The organism is Mycobacterium sp. NGS54, assembly GCF_059812465.1.
In genome coordinates this window covers 153,644-171,898 of sequence record NZ_JCALCS010000004.1, presented here as the reverse complement: position 1 = coordinate 171,898, position 18,255 = coordinate 153,644, and the positions used below count along the sequence as shown (strand labels likewise).

Sequence of the window (18,255 nt, the reverse complement as noted above, 5' to 3'; positions counted from 1 at the left end):
CGTACAGGCCTAGCAGCAAGCCGACCGAAGACAGTGAGCCCATGGACCTTTTCGAGTATCAAGCAAAAGAATTGTTCGCCAAGCACAACGTACCGAGCACGCCCGGCCGGGTGACCGACACCGCCGAGGGCGCCCGCGCGATCGCCGAGGAGATCGGTCGCCCGGTGATGGTCAAGGCGCAGGTCAAGATCGGGGGCCGCGGCAAGGCCGGCGGCGTCAAGTACGCCGCGACGCCGGACGACGCGTACGAGCACGCCAAGAACATCCTCGGCCTGGACATCAAGGGCCACATCGTGAAGAAGCTGCTGGTCGCCGAGGCCAGCGATATCGCCGAGGAGTACTACATCTCCTTCCTGCTCGACCGCGCCAACCGTACCTACCTGGCGATGTGCTCGGTCGAGGGCGGCATGGAGATCGAAGAGGTGGCTGCCACCAAACCCGACCGGCTCGCCAAGGTTCCCGTCAGCGCCGTCAAGGGCGTCGACGAGGCGACTGCGCGGTCCATCGCCGAGCAGGGCCACCTGCCGGCCGAGGTGCTCGACGCCGCGGCGGTCACCATCTCCAAGCTGTGGGAGCTTTTCGTCGCCGAGGACGCGACGCTGGTCGAGGTCAACCCGCTGGTGCGCGATCCGCAAGACCGGATCCTGGCGCTGGACGGCAAGGTCACGCTGGACGCCAACGCCGACTTCCGCCACCCCGATCACGCCGAGTACGAGGACCGCGACGCCACCGACCCGCTGGAGCTCAAGGCCAAGGAGCACCACCTCAACTACGTCAAGCTCGACGGCGCCGTCGGCATCATCGGCAACGGCGCGGGCCTGGTGATGTCGACCCTCGACGTCGTCGCGTATGCCGGTGAGAAGCACGGGGGCGTCAAGCCGGCCAACTTCCTCGACATCGGCGGCGGCGCCTCGGCGGAGGTGATGGCCGCCGGGTTGGACGTGGTCCTGGGTGACCAACAGGTCAAGAGCGTGTTCGTCAACGTCTTCGGCGGCATCACGTCTTGCGACGCGGTCGCCACCGGCATCGTCAAGGCGCTGGAGATCCTCGGCGACGAGGCCAACAAGCCGCTGGTGGTGCGCCTCGACGGCAACAATGTCGAGGAGGGCCGCCGCATCCTGACCGAGGCCAACCACCCGCTGGTGACGCTGGTGGCCACGATGGACGAGGCCGCCGACAAGGCCGCCGAGCTGGCGAGCGCCTGAGAAAGGGACTTCTGAACATGTCGATCTTTCTGAACAAGGACAACAAGGTCATCGTCCAGGGCATCACGGGCAGCGAGGCCACCGTGCACACCGCCCGAATGCTCAAGGCGGGCACGCAGATTGTGGGTGGTGTCAACGCGCGCAAGGCGGGCACGACCGTCACACACGAGGACAAGGGCGGCCGGATCGTCAAGCTGCCGGTGTTCGGCAGCGTCGCCGAGGCGATGAAAGAAACCGGCGCCGACGTGTCGATCATCTTCGTGCCGCCGAAGTTCGCCAAGGACGCCATCATCGAGGCCGTCGACGCCGAGATCCCGCTGTTGGTCGTCATCACCGAGGGAATTCCAGTGCAGGACACGGCATTTGCGTGGGCCTACAACGTGGAGAAGGGCGGCAAGACCCGGATCATCGGGCCGAACTGCCCCGGCATCATCACCCCGGGCGAGGCGCTGGTGGGCATCACCCCGGCCAACATCACCGGGTCGGGCCCGGTCGGGCTGGTGTCCAAGTCCGGCACGCTGACCTACCAAATGATGTACGAGCTGCGCGATTTCGGGTTTTCGACGTCCATCGGCATCGGCGGGGACCCGGTGATCGGGACCACCCACATCGACGCCATCGAGGCGTTCGAGAAGGACCCCGACACCAAGGTCATCGTGATGATCGGTGAGATCGGCGGCGACGCCGAGGAGCGCGCGGCCGACTACATCAAGGCCCACGTTTCCAAGCCGGTCGTCGGCTACGTCGCGGGATTCACCGCGCCCGAGGGCAAGACGATGGGCCACGCGGGCGCGATCGTGTCCGGCTCGTCGGGCACCGCGGCCGCCAAGAAGGAGGCCCTTGAGGCCGCGGGCGTCAAGGTCGGCAAGACGCCGTCCGAGACGGCCGCGCTGGCGCGGGAGATCCTCGCCAGCCTGTAAGCGTTGTCTTGCGCTGAGCAGACGCAGAATCGCACGCCGCTACGCGGATTTGTGCGATTCTGCGTCTGCTCGCGCTAAGCCGAGGCGGCACTCACAGGCTCCGTAGCCCTACGGGATCCCCTTGGTCCCGGGTATTCCGTCCGCGCCGAATAGCAACGCCGACCCGCCTTGGCCGCCGGGGCCGCCGACGACGCCGCCGTTGCCACCGTTGCCGCCGTTGCCGCCGTTGCCGACCAGCCCGGCGTTGCCGCCGTTGGCGCCGCTCCCGCTGACATCGCCGCCGGCGCCGCCGGCGCCCCCGTTGCCGACGAGAATGCCGGCGTTGCCGCCGCCGCCACCTGCGCCGCCCAGGCTGCCCAACCCGCCAGTCCCGCCATCGCCACCGGACCCGACGAGCCTTGCGCCGGCCCCGCCGTGCCCGCCGGCGCCGCCGGTGTCGGCCAAAATTGCGTCGCTTCCGCCGGCGCCGCCGGCGCCGCCCATCCCGAAGAGGTATCCGGCGTCGCCGCCTGCGCCGCCGTTGCCGGCGGCCTGCAAAGCGCTGTCCCCGCCCGCGCCGCCGATTCCGCCGCCGCCGAACAGGAGGCCGCCGCCTCCGCCTGCCCCGCCGGTTCCGCCAAGGCCGCCTGCGGGTCCTCCGGCCCCGCCGCGGCCGCCGGCGCCGCCGGTGCCGATCAGGCCGCCGCTGCCACCCGCGCCGCCGGCCCCGCCGGCAACGCCGCTGTGATTCGAGGAGCCGCCGGCTCCACCGGCGCCGCCGGTGCCGAACAGCCCGGCAGCCCCGCCATTGCCGCCGACTCCGGCGGGCAAGGCGCCGAAGACCCCGCCGCCTGCCCCGCCGGCGCCGCCGGTGCCGAACAGCCCGCCGGCCCCGCCGCTGCCGCCGTTGGCCCCGAAGTCGCCGACGCCGCCCGGCCCGCCGTTGCCGATCAGCCCGGCGGCCCCACCGTTACCGCCTGTCGGGTGTGCCGAGCTTCCGGAGCCGCCGGCGCCGCCGTTGCCCCACAAAAATCCGCCGGCCCCGCCGGTTGCCCCGGAGCCCGCCGGCGCGTTGGCGCCGTTGCCGATCAGCGGGCGTCCGAACAACGTTTGGGTGGGCGTGTTGATGACGCCGAGCAGCTGCTGCTCGAGGGCCACCAGGGGGTTGGCGTTGGCGGCCTCGGCGGCGGCGTATGCGCCCGCTCCGGCGTCGAGGGCCCGGACGAACTGTGCGTGGAAGGCCGCCGCCTGTGCGCTGAGCGCCTGATAGGCCTGGCCTTGTGCGCCGAACAACGCCGCGACGGCCGCCGACACCTCGTCGCCGCCCGCGGCCAGCACCTCGGTGGTCGTGGTCGCCGCGGCCGCATTGGCAGTAGAAAGCGTCGACCCGATATTCGCCAGATCCGTTGCGGCCGCTGTCACCAGTTCCGGCGTCGCGATGAGGAACGACATGGGACACCTCCCACCACGTCACGATTCGACGTGAAGGAGCAAATCGTATCGCCGGCGCCCGCGACCCGGGCGCCTTTTGCTAGACCGCGGCGGCCAGCTTGCCGGCCAGCCGCTCCACGTAGGCGGCGATCTCGTCTTCGGGGCGGTCCGGCAAACCGAACAGCACCTCTGTCACCCCCAGCTCGGCCCACCGCGCCAGCTTCTCGGGGATCGGCTTGAAGTCCAGCGCGACGATCTGCGGGGCGCCGTCGCGTCCTGCGGCGGCCCAGGTGTCCTGCAGCAGCTTGACGGGCTCGTCGATGTCGAAGTCGCGCGGCGTGGTGATCCAGCCGTCGGCGCTGCGCGCGATCCACTTGAAGTTCTTCTCGTTGCCGGCCGCGCCCACCAGCACCGGAATGTGCGATTGCACCGGCTTGGGCCAGGCCCAGCTGGGACCGAACTTGACGAATTCGCCGTCGTAGGCGGCCTCTTCTTCCGTCCACAAGGCGCGCATCGCTTCGATGTACTCGCGCAACATGGTGCGGCGCCGCCCCGGCGGCACCCCGTGGTCGGCAAGCTCGTCGGTGTTCCACCCGAACCCGACGCCGAGGCTGACGCGGCCGCCCGACAGATGGTCAAGGGTGGCAATGCTTTTCGCCAACGTGATCGGGTCGTGCTCGACGGGCAGGGCGACCGCGGTCGACAGGCGCACCCGCGACGTGACTGCGCACGCCGCGCCGAGGCTCACCCACGGGTCTAGCGTGCGCATGTAGCGGTCGTCCGGCAGCGACGCGTCGCCCGTCGTGGGATGCGCCGCCTCGCGCTTGACCGGGATGTGGGTGTGTTCCGGCACGTAGAACGTGTGGAAGCCGTTGTCGTCGGCAAGCTTGGCGGCAGCCGCGGGGGAGATGCCACGATCGCTGGTGAAAAGCACTAGCCCGTAATCCATGCCCTGGATTAGAACGTGTTCTACCGATGCGGGGCAAGCTGCGCAGGCGCGGCGCCGCGGCGCGGCCGCCCGGACGTGCGCTAGCGTGGGTGATCGATCGCGTCGCAACGCAACATGGGGAAGGTGTTTCGAAGCGGCGCACCCGGCGGCACAGCGTCGCGCTTGAGTGTGACATCGCCGAGATACTTCAAGACCACGGGAAGCAACAGGAGGAGTCATGACCTACTCGCCCGGGAGCCCCGGATATCAAACCCCGCAGCCTGGCGGCTCCTATGCGGGCTCCACGCCGTCGTTCGCCAAGACCGACGACGGCGAAAGCAAGCTTCCGCTGGTCCTGAACGTCGCCGTGGTGGTGCTCGGCATCGCGGTGTATCTACTCAATTTCGGCCCGACGTTCGTCATCGGCGCCGACCTCGGTCCGGGTGGTGGACGCGCCGGCGATGCGGGCACCGCGGTCATCGTCGCGGTGCTGGCTTCCCTGCTGGCCGCAATCAGCTTGCTGCCCAAGGCCAAGAGCTACGTGGGAATCGTCGCGGTGATCGCGGTGCTGGGTGCGCTGCTGGCCATCACCGAGACCGTCAACACGCCCGCCGGTTTCGCGATCGGCTGGGCGATGTGGCCGTTGGTGGCCTGCAGCATCTTCCAGGCGCTCGCCGCCGTCGGCGCGTTGCTGCTGGACGCCGGCGTCATCACTGCGCCCGCCCCGCGGCCCAAGTACGACCCCTACGCGCAGCCGTATGGCCAGTACGGGCAATACGGGCAGTACGGCCAGCAACCGTCGTATTACGGCCAGCAGCACGCGGGACACCAGGAGCCGCCGCGGCCTTCCGGCTACGGCGCCCAGTACGGGGGCTATCCGTCGAGCCAGGACGTGACCCAGCAGGCGATCCCGACGTCGACCGGCGGCTTCGGTGCACAGCCGTCGCCGCAATCCGGGCCCCAGCCGGCGGCGCATCAGCAGGGGCCGTCCACGCCACCCACCGGCTTCCCCAGCTTCAGTCCGCCGCCCTCGTCCAACGCCAGTGGCGCCGAGTCGCAGACGGGTTCGGCCCCGGCCGACCAATCCAGCCCGACCGGCGGCCAGGAGCAGCAACAGTCGCCGTCGTCCGGGCCGGCGGCACCGGCCTAAGCCTGCGCTCTCGCGCGTAGTCGGGCACGTGCGCCAAGAGTGACGAGGGTGTCAGAAAGCGCGGACAGCCAGGCGGCGGGCGCTCGCCAGGCGCGCGACCTTGTCCGGGTGGCGTTCGCGCCGGCCGTCGTGGCGTTGGGCATCATCGCCGCGGTCACGTTGCTGCAATTGCTGATCGCCAACAGCGACATGACCGGCGCGCCGGGAGCGATCGCGAGCATGTGGCTCGCGGTGCACCAGGTGCCGATCTCGATCGGCGGCCGCGAACTGGGCGTGTTGCCGCTGCTGCCGGCCATGTTGATGGTGTGGGGCACCGCGCGCAGCAGCGCGCGGGCGACGTCTCCCTCGTCGTCGTGGCTGGTGGTCCGCTGGGTGATCGCTTCCGCGCTGGGTGGGCCGCTACTGATGGCGGCGATCGCGCTGGCGGTCATCCACGACGCGTCGTCGGTGATCACCGAGTTGCAGACGCCTAGTGCCTTGCGGGCTTTCACCAGCGTGCTGGTGGTGCACGGGATCGGCGCGGCGATCGGCGTGTGGTCGCGGGTGGGCCGGCGCGCGTTGGCGGCATCGCCGCTGCCCAATTGGCTCGGAGATTCGTTGCGCGCCGCGGTCGCCGGAGTGCTGGCGTTGCTCGGGCTTTCCGGCCTGGTGACCGCGGGCTCGCTGGTCGTGCACTGGTCGACGATGCAAGAGCTCTACGGGATCACCGATTCGATATTCGGCGAGTTCAGCCTCACGGTGTTGTCGGTGCTGTACGCGCCCAACGTCATCGTCGGCACGTCGGCGGTCGCCGTCGGATCGAGCGCCCACCTCGGTTTCGCGACGTTCAGTCCGTTCACCGTGTTCGGCGGCGACATGCCCGCGCTGCCGATCCTGGCCGCGGCCCCCACGCCGCCGCTCGGCCCGGTCTGGGTCGCGCTGCTCATCGTGGGTGCCTCGTCCGGCGTGGCGGTGGGACAGCAGTGCGCCCGGCACGCGCTGCCGCTGTTGCCGGCGCTGGCCAAGCTGCTGGTGGCCTCGGTCGCCGGGGCGCTGGCGATGTCGTTGCTGGCGTACGGGGGCAGCGGCCGGCTTGGGAACTTCGGTCACGTCGGCGTCGACCAGGGGGCGCTGCTGATCGGCGTGTTCTTCTGGTTCGCGGTGGTCGGCTGGATAACCGTGGTGATGGCCGGCGGGATCTTGCCGGTCAGGCTGAGGAGGCCCAGGCGACCCAAGGCCGCCGCAGCCGCGGAACCGGCGGACTTCGCGGAGCAATTCGACGAGCCGGATGACGAGCTGGTTGACGAGCCGGACGGCGAACCGGTCGAGGAGGAGCCGACGGCCGGCGGAGACGACGAGCCGGCCCGCGAGTCGGCCGCCGACGACGATGAGGCGCCCGACTAGGCTCCCCGTTGTGCCCCAACCGCTTCACGTGCCCCCGAGCGCGCCGGCGCGGGTGGTGGTGCTGGCATCGGGCACCGGCTCGCTGCTGGGCTCGCTCATCGAAGCCGCCACGGGTGACTACCCGGCGCGCATCGTCGCCGTCGGCGTCGACCGCGAATGCCGGGCCACCGAGGTCGCGGCGGCGGCGTCGCTGCCGGCGTACACCGTCCGCCTCGGCGATCACCCCGACCGCACGGCCTGGGACGCCGCCATCACCGAAGCCACCGCCGCGCACTCGCCCGACCTCATCGTCTCGGCGGGATTCATGAAAATACTTGGACCGCAATTCCTTTCGCGCTTCTGCGGCCGCACGCTCAATACGCATCCGGCCCTGCTGCCCGCATTCGCGGGAGCGCATGCCGTGCCCGACGCGCTGGCCTACGGTGTGAAGGTCACCGGCTGTACGGTGCACCTGGTAGACGCCGGCATGGACACCGGGCCGATATTGGCGCAGGAGCCCGTTGCCGTGCACGACGGCGACAACGAAGAGACACTGCATGAGCGCATCAAGGTCATCGAACGGCGACTGTTGGTGGATGTGGTGGCCGCGATCGCAACCCGCGGCGTGACCTGGACCGGACGAAAGGCGACCATAGGATGAGCGACGAGTCAAGAAGGGCGATTCGCCGCGCGTTGATCAGCGTGTACGACAAGACGGGGCTGATCGGACTCGCCGAGGGCCTGAGCGCAGCGGGCGTGGAGATCGTCTCGACCGGCTCGACCGCGAAAACCATTGCCGACAAAGGGATTCCGGTCACCCGGGTGGAGGAGCTGACCGGCTTCCCCGAGGTGCTCGACGGGCGGGTCAAGACCCTACACCCGCGGGTGCACGCCGGGCTGCTGGCCGACCTGCGCAAGCCCGAGCACGCCGCGGCGCTCGAGGAGCTCGGGATCGCGGCGTTCGAACTGGTCGTCGTCAACCTCTATCCGTTCAGCGAGACCGTCGACTCCGGTGCGGGCATCGACGAATGCGTCGAACAGATCGACATCGGCGGACCGTCGATGGTCCGGGCGGCTGCCAAAAACCATCCCAGTGTGGCGGTGGTGGTCGACCCCCTCGGGTATGACGGCGTGCTCGCCGCGGTGCGCAACGGCGGATTCACCCTCGCCGAGCGCAAAAGGCTGGCGTCGCTGGCTTTCCAGCACACCGCGGAGTACGACATCGCCGTGGCCGGCTGGATGGAGTCGACGCTCGCACCCGAGCATCCGCCCACGGCGTTCCCGCAGTGGCTCGCCGGCAGCTGGCGGCGCACCGCGATGCTGCGCTACGGGGAGAACCCGCACCAGCAGGCGGCGCTCTACAGCGACCCCGGCGCCTGGCCGGGCCTGGCGCAGGCCGAGCAGCTGCACGGAAAAGAGATGTCCTACAACAACTTCACCGATGCCGACGCGGCGTGGCGGGCGGCCTTCGACCACGAAGAGATCTGCGTGGCAATCATCAAGCACGCCAACCCGTGTGGCATCGCGATCTCGTCGGTATCGGTGGCCGACGCCCACCGCAAGGCCCACGAATGCGATCCACTGAGCGCTTTCGGCGGGGTGATTGCGTCGAACACCGAAGTCAGCGTCGAGATGGCCGAATACGTCAGCACCATCTTCACCGAGGTGATCGTGGCGCCGGCGTACGCGCCGGGTGCCGTCGACGCGTTGACGCGCAAGAAGAACATCCGGGTGTTGGTCGCCTCCGAGCCGCTGGCCGGCGGCACCGAGCTGCGACCGGTCAGCGGGGGACTGCTGGCACAACAACGCGACCAACTCGACGCACACGGCGACAACCCGGCGAACTGGACCCTGGCCACCGGGGCGCCGGCCGACCCCAACACCTTGACCGACCTGGTCTTTGCGTGGCGGGCCTGCCGCGCGGTCAAGTCGAACGCCATCGTGATCGCCGCCGACGGCGCCACCGTCGGCGTCGGCATGGGACAGGTCAACCGGGTCGACGCCGCCCGGCTCGCCGTCGAACGCGGCGGCGACCGGGTCCGCGGCGCGGCCGCGGCGTCGGACGCGTTCTTCCCGTTCCCCGACGGCCTCGAGACGCTGACCGCCGCGGGGGTCAAGGCGGTGGTGCACCCGGGCGGATCGGTGCGCGACGACGAGGTCACCGCGGCGGCGGCCAACGCCGGCGTCACCTTGTACCTCACCGGGGCCCGTCACTTCGCGCACTAGAACGCTTAGCGCGTGGGCTTTGTCCGTTACGCGTAGCGTGGAGAGGTGCCATCACCGAGCAACATGCCCCGCACCGTCGGCGAACTGCGCGCCGCCGGCCACCGCGAACGGGGAGTCAAACAGGAAATCCGCGAAAACCTGCTGACCGCGCTGGCCGAGGGAGACGAGGTCTGGCCCGGCATCCTGGGCTTCGACGACACCGTGCTGCCTCAGCTGGAGCGCGCTCTGATCGCCGGTCACGACTTCGTGCTGCTGGGCGAACGCGGCCAGGGCAAGACCCGGCTGCTGCGGGCCCTGGTCGGGCTGCTCGACGAGTGGACACCCGTGATCGACGGGGCCGAGCTGGGCGAGCACCCCTACCGGCCGATCACGCCGGAATCGATCCGGCGCGCGGCGACCCTGGGCGACGACCTGCCCGTGGCGTGGAAGCACCGCAGCGAGCGCTACACCGAGAAGCTGGCCACGCCGGACACCAGCGTCGCCGACCTGGTCGGTGACATCGACCCGATCAAGGTCGCCGAGGGCCGCAGCCTCGGCGACCCGGAGACCATCGCCTACGGATTGATCCCGCGCGCGCACCGCGGCATCGTCGCGGTCAACGAGCTGCCCGACCTCGCCGAGCGCATCCAGGTGTCCATGCTCAACGTCATGGAGGAGCGCGACATCCAGGTCCGCGGCTACACGCTGCGCCTCCCACTGGACGTGCTGGTGGTCGCCAGTGCCAACCCCGAGGACTACACCAACCGGGGCCGCATCATCACCCCGCTCAAGGACCGGTTCGGCGCGGAGATCCGCACCCACTACCCGCTGGAGCTGGAGGCCGAAGTGGGCGTGATCGTCCAGGAAGCCCACTTGAGCGCCCAGGTGCCCGACTACCTGATGCAGGTGATGGCGCGGTTCGCCCGGTACCTGCGCGAGTCCAACTCGGTTGACCAGCGGTCCGGGGTGTCCGCGCGGTTCGCGATCGCGGCCGCGGAGACCGTCGCGGCCGCCGCCCGGCACCGCGGCGCGGTGCTGGGGGAGACCGACCCGGTGGCCCGGGTGGTCGACCTGGGCACGGTCATCGACGTGCTGCGCGGCAAGCTGGAATTCGAGTCCGGCGAGGAGGGCCGCGAACAGGCCGTGCTGGAGCACCTGTTGCGCCGCGCGACCGCCGACACCGCGGCCCGGGTGCTGGGCGGCATCGACGTCGGCGCGTTGGTGGCCGCGGTCGAGGGCGGCTCGGCGGTCACGACGGGTGAGCGGGTTTCGGCCAAGGACGTGCTGGCCGCTGTCCCCAACCTGCCCGTCGTGGACAAAATCGCGGCCAAGCTGCACGCCGAATCCGAAGGCGAGCGCGCGGCGGCATTGGAACTGGCGCTCGAGGCGTTGTATCTGGCCAAGCGGATCGACAAGGTTTCCGGGGAGGGCCAAACCGTCTATGGCTGAGTCTGATGGTGACGACCCGCTGCGCCCGGACTCGCCGCGCTTGCGATCGTCACGCGGGCATTCGTCGCGATACTCGGCGTACACCGGCGGGCCCGACCCGCTGGCGCCGCCGGTGGATCTGCGCGAGGCGCTCGAACAGATCGGCCAGGACGTGATGGCCGGCACCTCGCCGCGGCGCGCGCTCTCCGAGTTGCTGCGCCGCGGCACCAAGAACATGCCCGGCGCCGACCGGCTGGCCGCCGAGGCGAACAAGCGCCGTCGGGATTTGTTGCGCCGCAACAACTTGGACGGCACCCTGCAGGAGATCAAGAAGCTACTCGACGAGGCCGTGCTGGCCGAGCGCAAGGAGCTGGCCCGCGCGCTGGACGACGACGCACGCTTCGGCGAGCTGCAGCTGGACGCGCTCCCGGCGTCGCCCGCCAAGGCCGTCCAGGAGCTTTCCGACTACGACTGGCGCAGCGGCGAGGCTCGCCAAAAGTACGAGCAGATCAAGGATTTGCTCGGCCGCGAGATGCTGGACCAGCGCTTCGCGGGGATGAAGCAGGCCCTGGAGGGCGCCACCGACGAGGATCGCCAGCGCGTCACCGAGATGCTGGACGACCTGAACGAGCTGCTGGACAAGCACGCCAAGGGGCAGGACACCCAGCAGGACTTCGAAGAATTCATGGACAAGCACGGCGAGTTCTTCCCGGAGAACCCGCGCAACGTCGACGAGCTGCTCGACTCGCTGGCCAAGCGCGCCGCCGCGGCGCAGCGCTTCCGCAACAGCCTGAGCCCCGACCAGCGCGCCGAGCTTGACGCCTTGGCGCAACAGGCATTTGGGTCCCCGGCGTTGATGGAGGCGCTGGGCCGACTCGATTCCCATCTGCAGGCGGCGCGGCCCGGCGAGGACTGGACCGGCTCCGAGCAGTTCTCCGGCGATAACCCGTTCGGCATGGGCGAAGGCACGCAGGCGATCTCGGACGTCGCCGAGCTGGAGCAGCTGGCCGAGCAGCTGTCGCAAAGCTACCCGGGTGCCACCATGGATGACGTCGACCTGGACGCGCTGGCCCGCCAGCTCGGCGACGAGGCGGCCATCGACGCGCGGACCCTCGCCGAATTGGAACGCGCCCTGGTCAATCAGGGCTTCCTGGACCGTGGTTCGGACGGCCAGTGGCGGCTTTCGCCCAAGGCGATGCGCCGGCTCGGTGAGACGGCGCTGCGCGATGTGGCGCAACAGCTTTCGGGCCGCCACGGCGAACGCGACCATCGGCGCGCGGGCGCCGCCGGCGAGTTGACCGGTGCGACGCGGCCCTGGCAATTCGGTGACACCGAGCCGTGGAACATTCCCCGCACGCTGACCAACGCGGTGCTGCGCCGGGCCGGAACCGCCCCGGTCAAGGGGGTGGACGGCGCTGTCTCGCTGCGTATCACGGTCGACGACGTCGAGGTGTCCGAGACCGAGACCCGCACGCAGGCCGCCGTGGCGCTCTTGGTCGACACGTCGTTTTCGATGGTGATGGAGAATCGCTGGCTGCCGATGAAGCAGACGGCGCTCGCGCTCAATCACCTGGTGTGCACGCGTTTTCGCTCGGACGCCCTGCAGATCATCGCCTTCGGCCGGTACGCCCGCACGGTGACGGCCGCCGAGCTGACCGGCCTGGAGGGCGTCTACGAGCAGGGTACCAACCTGCATCACGCGCTGGCGCTGGCGGGTCGCCACCTGCGCCGGCACCCCAACGCGCAGCCCGTCGTGCTGGTGGTGACCGACGGTGAGCCGACCGCTCACCTGGAGGACTTCAACGGGGAGGGGTCGGGTTCTGCTGTGTTTTTTGACTACCCGCCGCATCCGCGGACCATCGCCCACACCGTGCGCGGATTCGACGACATGGCAAGGCTCGGCGCGCAGGTGACGATCTTCCGGCTGGGCGACGACCCGGGGTTGGCGCGGTTTATCGACCAGGTCGCGCGGCGCGTCGAGGGCCGCGTCGTGGTGCCCGACGTCGACGGCCTGGGGGCCGCCGTGGTGGGCGACTACCTGCGGTCGCGACGGCGACGTTAATCCCCTGAGTGGAATAGAAGCTTCCCCGACCGGGTAGTCGGGCGAAGAGGTAAGGAGACGCATGAGCAACGTTCCAACGATCGAACTCAACGACGGTGTGCGCATCCCACAGCTTGGTTTCGGCGTGTTCCAGGTCAAGCCCGACGAGACGGCCGCGGCGGTCAAGGGCGCCCTCGACATCGGATACCGGCACATCGACACCGCGGAAATGTATGGCAACGAAAGGGAAGTCGGTCAAGGCATCCGCGACGCCGGCCTGGACCGCGCCGACGTTTTCGTCACCAGCAAGCTCAACAACGGCTTCCACGAGCCCGACGACGCGCGCCGCGCATTCGACAAAACGCTGGAAGCCCTGGGCTCCGATTACGTCGACCTGTTCCTCATTCACTGGCCGCTGCCCACGCTCTACGGCGGGGACTTCGTCTCCACCTGGAAAGCACTCGAAGAGTTCGCCAAGGACGGCCGCGCCCGCAGCATCGGTGTGTCGAACTTTCAGACCGCGCATCTGGAGCGCCTCGCCGCGGAAACCGAAACGGTCCCGTCGGTCAACCAGATCGAGGTTCATCCGTACTTCACCAACGAGCAGGTCCGCGCCTACGGGCGCGACCACGGCATCGTCACCGAGGCGTGGTCGCCGATCGCCCAGGGCAAGGTGCTCGGCGACCCGGTGATCAACCGCATCGCCGACGCGCGCGGCAAGTCGCCGGCGCAGGTGGTGTTGCGCTGGCACATTCAGCGCGGCGACATCGTTTTCCCCAAATCGGTTACGCCGGAACGGATCAGGGAGAACTTCGAGCTGTTCGACTTCGATCTGGACAGCGCCGACATGGATGCGATCTCGGCGCTCGACAAGGGGGAACCGGGCAGGAGGGGCCCCAACCCGGACAAATTCGACTACATTCCGGGCTAGCGAGGCTCAGAGAACCAGGGGCAGAACGCTATCGGGGCCGGCGGGCCTTGCGCTTGATGCCCACCCCGCCCCAGAGCGAGAAGCCGCGGATGTTCACCTTGGGCGCACCGGGCGTGCCCTGACCCAACACCGTGTGGTCGAAGCCGCCCATCACGGCGCGGCCGTGGATCTCGACGTTGACCTCGGGCGGCAGCAAGATGTTCTGCGCGCCCATGATCGAGATCGCGTGGATGTCGACCTCGGTGGAGGTGAAGTCGGCATAACGTAGGTCCACCACCCCCGTGCCCCAGAAGGTGAAGGTGGTGAGCTTCTTCGGGACGTTCCACCGGCCGCGCCGCTCGAAATTGCTCATCAACGCCAGCAGCAAGGTCGACGGCGCCGGGTTGGGCTTGCCGCCCCGGCGCGGGCTCAGCATCGCGCCCGGCAGGTCGGCCCGCAGCTCGTCGAGTTCTTCGTACGTGGTGGCCGCGTAGGCCTTCGTCAGCCGGTCTTCGTAGTCCTTCATCTGCAGGCGGCCCTGCTCGGCCGCATACGCGAGCAACTGCGCGACCTGGATGCGATCCGTGTCGGCCGCGCGGGACGGTACGTCACGCGCGGCCTGCGTCTCGCCGGCATCGCGCTGCGCTGAGTTGCTCATCATCCACGAGCGTACGACGTAGAAGTTTTGCTGCAAGGGGGTTGGCTAAACTGCAACGTTCTTCCCAGGTCGACGCCTTGCCAAGGGGCATTTTCCGCAGGTCGCGCGGCCCCCGTTAGACGTTTGCCCAACTGGGCGGGCGCTTTTGCAGGAAGGCCATCATGCCTTCGCGGGCTTCCTCGGATACGAACAGCCGCGCCGATTCCTCGGTGAGCCGTTCGGCGTCACGGTCGAAACCCTCCAGCACGGCGGCGGTGGTCAGCGCCTTCGACGCCGCGAGGCCCTGCGGCGACCCGCGGCCCACGTCGGCGACGACCTTCGCCACCGCGGCGTCGACGTCGTCGGCCGCAATCGTGACGAGTCCGATCTCGGCGGCCACCGCCGCATCGAACGTCTCGCCGGTCAGGTAGTAGCGCGCCGCGGCGCGCGCCGACATCTTCGGCAGCAATGTCAGCGATATGATCGCCGGCGCGACGCCGATCCGGGCCTCGGTGAGCGCGAAGGTGCTGTGGGGTCCGGCGATCGCGATGTCGCAGGCGCCCACCAAACCGAACCCGCCGGCGCGGACGTGCCCGTCGACGGCGGCGATGACCGGCAGCGGCGAGGAGACGATGGCGCGTAGCAGTGTGGTCATTTCCCGGGCCCGGGCCACGGCCGTATCGAACGGGTCGCCGCCGCTGGCCTCGCTCAGGTCCGCCCCGGCGCAGAAGGTGCCACCGGTGTGGCCCAACACGACCGCCCGCACGTGCGGGTCCGCGGCAGCGTCGCGGAGTCCCCGATGCAGTTGATCGACCAGGGCCGTCGACAGCGCGTTGCGGTTATGCGGCGAATTCAGGGTGAGCCGGGCGAGATGCCCGTCTACCGAATATTCGACGACGGCGTCCATCAGTACGACCGGGGGAGGCCCAGCGACGTCTGCGCGACGAAGTTCAGCACCATCTCGCGGCTGATCGGGGCGATCCGGCCAAGCCGGGCGGAGGCGAGCATCGCCGCCACTCCGTACTCCTTCGTCAACCCGTTGCCGCCCATCGACTGCACCGCCTGGTCGACCGAGCGGGTGGACGCCTCGGCCGCGGCGTACTTGGCCATGTTGGCGGCCTCGGCGGCGCCCGCGTCGTCGCCGCTGTCGTACAGCGTCGCGGCCTTCTGCATCATCAGCTTGGCAAGTTCGACCTCAATGTGGCACTGCGCCAACGGATGCGACAGGCCCTGGTGCGCCCCGATCGGCGTGGACCAGACCTGTCGGGTCTTGACGTAGTCGACTGCCTTGCTCAGCGCGAACCGGCCCATGCCCACCGAGCTGGCCGCACCCATGATGCGCTCGGGGTTCAGGCCGGCGAAAAGCTGTGCGATGGCGGCGTCTTGGGCCCCGACCAGCGCATCGCTGGGCAGCCGGACGTCGTCGAGGAAAACCTGAAATTGCCGCTCGGGGCTGATCAGCTCCATCTCGATCGGGGTGTAGGTGAACCCGGGCGCGTCGGTGGGCACCACGAACAGCGCGGGGCGCAGCTTGCCGGTCTTCGCTTCCTCGGTGCGGGCCACCATCAGCACCGCCTGCGCCTGGTCGATACCGGAGATAAAGACCTTCTGGCCCTTGAGGATCCAGTCGCCGCCGTCGCGGCGGGCAGTGGTGGTGATCTTGTGTGAGTTGGACCCCGCGTCGGGCTCGGTGATCGCGAACGCCATTGTCAGCGAGCCGTCGGCGATGGCGGGGATCCAGCGCTTCTTCTGCTCCTCGGTGCCGAACTTGCTGATGATGGTGCCGTTGATGGCGGGCGACACCACCATCAGCAGCAGCGCGCTGCCCGCGGCCGCCATCTCCTCCATCACCAGTGACAGCTCGTACATTCCGGCGCCGCCGCCGCCGTACTCCTCGGGCAGGTTCACCCCCAGGAAGCCCAATTTGCCCGCCTCGGCCCACAATTCGGTGGTGTGTTCGTGTGCGCGGGCCTTCTCCAGGTAGTACTCGGCGCCGTAGTTCGACGCCCACTCGGCCACCGCCTTGCGCAGCGCCCGGCGTTCCTCGTTTTCGATGAAGCTGCTGTCGGTCACTGTGAATCTCCTTCTGCTTCGGGCGCTTCCACTCTTGCCAGGACGGCGCCCACTTCGACTTGCTGACCGGTTTCGACGTTGAGCTCGGCGAGCACACCGTCCGACGGCGCGGTGATGGTGTGTTCCATCTTCATCGCTTCCAGCCAGATCAGCGGCTGGCCGATTGCGACGGTGTCGCCGACGGCGGCGCCGACGCGGATGACGTTGCCTGGCATGGGCGCCACCAGGGAGCCCTTCTCGACGCTAGAGCCGGGCTCCGGGAAGCGCGGCAGCGCGACCAGGTGCACGGGCCCGCGCACCGAGTCGACGTAGACGTCTTGAAGGTTGGGGCCGTAGCGCCGTACCGCGAAGGTGAGCTCCACCCCGTCGTGGGCGAGGATGACCCGATCCGCGGCGGCGGAGACCAGGCGCACCGTCGCGTCGTGTGGCAGCATCAATCCCGTTCTGGTGAACCGGTATTCGACGCCATGCTCGGTGTCGGCAGCGTCGCGGTAGGTCTTGACCTGATACCCCGACGGCAGGTTGCGCCAGCCACTGGGCATCGAGCCGAACACGCTGGCGGTCGCGCGGTTGTGCGCGGCGTCGGCCAGGGCGGCGGCGACGGCGGACAACCGGACGGCGGCGGCGTCGGACAGCGGTGCGGACAATTCCGCCAGGCCGTGCGTGTCGAAAAACGCGGTGTCGGTGGCGCCGTCGAGGAAGGCCGGGTGACGCAGCACGTTCACCAGCAGCTCGCGGTTGGTGCGCACGCCGTGCAGGCGGGCCCGCGCCAGCGCGTCGGCGAGCACCACCGCGGATTGCCGCCGGGTCGGGGCGTAGGAGATGACCTTGGCGAGCATCGGGTCGTAGTGGATCGACACCACCGACCCGTCGACGATCCCGGAGTCCAGCCGGATCCCGGTGTGGTGCCCCAGCGGGCCGAACTCGGCCCGGACACCCGGTACGTCGATCGCGTGCACCGTGCCGGCCTGCGGCTGCCAGCCGTGCGCGGGGTCCTCGGCGTAGAGCCGGGCCTCGATCGAATATCCCTGGGCGGTAGGCGGTTCGGCGTCGAGCCGGCCGCCGGCGGCGACGTCCAGCTGCAGCTCGACCAGGTCCAGCCCGGTGGTCTCCTCGGTGACCGGGTGCTCGACCTGCAGCCGCGTGTTCATTTCCAGGAAGTAGAATTCGCCGTCGTCGTCGGCGAGGAACTCGACCGTGCCGGCGCCGGTGTAGCCGATCGCGCCGGCCGCCAGCCTTGCCGCGTCGAACAGCTTGGCGCGCATGCCCGGCGTGCGCTCCACCAGGGGGGAGGGGGCTTCCTCGATGATTTTCTGGTGGCGGCGCTGAATCGAGCATTCGCGCTCCCCGACGGCCCACACCGTGCCGTGGGCGTCGGCAAGGACCTGGACCTCGACGTGGTGCCCGGTGGGCAGGTAGCGCTCGCAGAACACCGTCGGGTCGCCGAACGCCGACTGCGCCTCGCGGCGAGCCGCCTCGACTTCGCCGGCCAGAGCCGACAATTCGCGCACCACCCGCATGCCGCGCCCGCCGCCGCCCGCCGAGGCCTTGACCAGCACCGGCAGCTGGGCGTCCGTGACCGTGTCGGGGTCCAGCTCGTCGAGCACCGGAACGCCCGCGGCGGCCATCAGCTTCTTGGACTCGATCTTGGAGCCCATCGCGCGCACCGCGTCCACCGGCGGCCCGACCCAGGTCAGTCCCGCGGCCTGCACGGCGGCGGCGAATTCGGCGTTCTCCGAGAGGAATCCGTAGCCGGGGTGGATGGCGTCGGCGCCGGCGGCGCGGGCCGCGGCGATGATCGCCTCGGCGTTCAGATAGTCGTTGGTGTGGCGCAGCCGCACCCGGGCGTCGGCCTCGGCGACGTGCGGCGAGGCGGCGTCGGGGTCGGTGTAGACGGCGACGGTGCCCAGGCCCAGCCGACGGCAGGTGGCGAACACCCGTCGGGCGATCTCGCCCCGGTTGGCGACCAGCACTCGAGTGACCATG

At 69.7% G+C, this 18,255-nt stretch carries 15 protein-coding genes; 9 read left to right on the top strand and 6 right to left on the bottom strand.

Annotated features, from left to right (window positions below):
- Positions 1-41: 41 nt before the first annotated feature.
- On the top strand, positions 42-1,205 hold the full coding sequence (gene sucC / locus AC5Y5E_RS13195; protein WP_499903447.1) for an ADP-forming succinate--CoA ligase subunit beta: 1,164 nt from the start codon (positions 42-44) through the stop codon (positions 1,203-1,205).
- Between the two features lie 17 nt (positions 1,206-1,222).
- The gene (gene sucD / locus AC5Y5E_RS13190) at positions 1,223-2,125 is read left to right on the top strand and encodes a succinate--CoA ligase subunit alpha (RefSeq protein WP_499903446.1); all 903 of its coding nucleotides are present in this window, start codon (positions 1,223-1,225) and stop codon (positions 2,123-2,125) included.
- Positions 2,126-2,233: 108 nt separating this feature from the next.
- On the opposite strand, the gene AC5Y5E_RS13185 is transcribed toward sucD, so the two are convergent.
- A complete protein-coding gene (locus AC5Y5E_RS13185; protein WP_499903445.1) occupies positions 2,234-3,556 on the bottom strand; it encodes a PE family protein in 1,323 nt (440 codons plus the stop codon).
- 79 nt (positions 3,557-3,635) lie between these two features.
- Positions 3,636-4,484 carry an LLM class F420-dependent oxidoreductase gene (locus tag AC5Y5E_RS13180; protein ID WP_499903444.1) on the bottom strand — a complete coding sequence of 283 codons (849 nt, stop codon included), beginning with the start codon at positions 4,482-4,484 and terminating at the stop codon, positions 3,636-3,638.
- A gap of 217 nt (positions 4,485-4,701) precedes the next feature.
- On the opposite strand from AC5Y5E_RS13180, the gene AC5Y5E_RS13175 reads away from it, so the two are divergent.
- From AC5Y5E_RS13175 to AC5Y5E_RS13145, 7 genes are all read left to right on the top strand, one after another.
- Positions 4,702-5,613, top strand: coding sequence for a DUF5336 domain-containing protein (locus tag AC5Y5E_RS13175; RefSeq protein WP_499903443.1), 912 nt, complete (start codon positions 4,702-4,704; stop codon positions 5,611-5,613).
- 39 nt (positions 5,614-5,652) lie between these two features.
- Positions 5,653-6,996: a cell division protein PerM gene (locus AC5Y5E_RS13170; RefSeq protein WP_499903442.1), complete on the top strand. Its 1,344-nt coding sequence runs from the start codon at positions 5,653-5,655 to the stop codon at positions 6,994-6,996.
- Between the two features lie 10 nt (positions 6,997-7,006).
- A complete protein-coding gene (gene purN / locus AC5Y5E_RS13165) occupies positions 7,007-7,636 on the top strand; it encodes a phosphoribosylglycinamide formyltransferase (RefSeq protein ID WP_499903441.1) in 630 nt (209 codons plus the stop codon).
- Positions 7,633-9,201, top strand: a complete 1,569-nt coding sequence (gene purH / locus AC5Y5E_RS13160) for a bifunctional phosphoribosylaminoimidazolecarboxamide formyltransferase/IMP cyclohydrolase (RefSeq protein WP_499903440.1) — start codon at positions 7,633-7,635, stop codon at positions 9,199-9,201. The genes purN and purH overlap by 4 nt, the downstream gene beginning before the upstream one ends.
- Before the next feature lie 63 nt (positions 9,202-9,264).
- Complete coding sequence (locus AC5Y5E_RS13155; RefSeq protein ID WP_499903913.1) at positions 9,265-10,629, top strand: sigma 54-interacting transcriptional regulator; 1,365 nt, start codon at positions 9,265-9,267, stop codon at positions 10,627-10,629.
- Positions 10,622-12,670: a vWA domain-containing protein gene (locus AC5Y5E_RS13150; protein WP_499903439.1), complete on the top strand. Its 2,049-nt coding sequence runs from the start codon at positions 10,622-10,624 to the stop codon at positions 12,668-12,670. Before AC5Y5E_RS13155 ends, AC5Y5E_RS13150 begins: the two co-directional genes overlap by 8 nt.
- 61 nt (positions 12,671-12,731) lie before the next feature.
- A complete protein-coding gene (locus AC5Y5E_RS13145; protein WP_499903438.1) occupies positions 12,732-13,580 on the top strand; it encodes an aldo/keto reductase in 849 nt (282 codons plus the stop codon).
- Between the two features lie 28 nt (positions 13,581-13,608).
- Here the strand turns inward: AC5Y5E_RS13145 and AC5Y5E_RS13140 are convergent, their stop codons facing one another.
- The 4 genes from AC5Y5E_RS13140 to AC5Y5E_RS13125 all read right to left on the bottom strand — a co-directional run bounded on the left by AC5Y5E_RS13140 (position 13,609) and on the right by AC5Y5E_RS13125 (position 18,254).
- Positions 13,609-14,217 carry a DUF1707 SHOCT-like domain-containing protein gene (locus AC5Y5E_RS13140; RefSeq protein WP_499903437.1) on the bottom strand — a complete coding sequence of 203 codons (609 nt, stop codon included), beginning with the start codon at positions 14,215-14,217 and terminating at the stop codon, positions 13,609-13,611.
- A gap of 115 nt (positions 14,218-14,332) precedes the next feature.
- Positions 14,333-15,103, bottom strand: a complete 771-nt coding sequence (locus tag AC5Y5E_RS13135; protein ID WP_499903436.1) for an enoyl-CoA hydratase family protein — start codon at positions 15,101-15,103, stop codon at positions 14,333-14,335.
- Entirely contained in the window at positions 15,103-16,269 is a 1,167-nt protein-coding gene (locus tag AC5Y5E_RS13130; protein ID WP_499903435.1) for an acyl-CoA dehydrogenase family protein, read from the bottom strand. The genes AC5Y5E_RS13135 and AC5Y5E_RS13130 overlap by 1 nt, the downstream gene beginning before the upstream one ends.
- Positions 16,266-18,254, bottom strand: a complete 1,989-nt coding sequence (locus AC5Y5E_RS13125; protein WP_499903434.1) for an acetyl/propionyl/methylcrotonyl-CoA carboxylase subunit alpha — start codon at positions 18,252-18,254, stop codon at positions 16,266-16,268. Before AC5Y5E_RS13125 ends, AC5Y5E_RS13130 begins: the two co-directional genes overlap by 4 nt.
- Position 18,255: the final 1 nt, after the last annotated feature.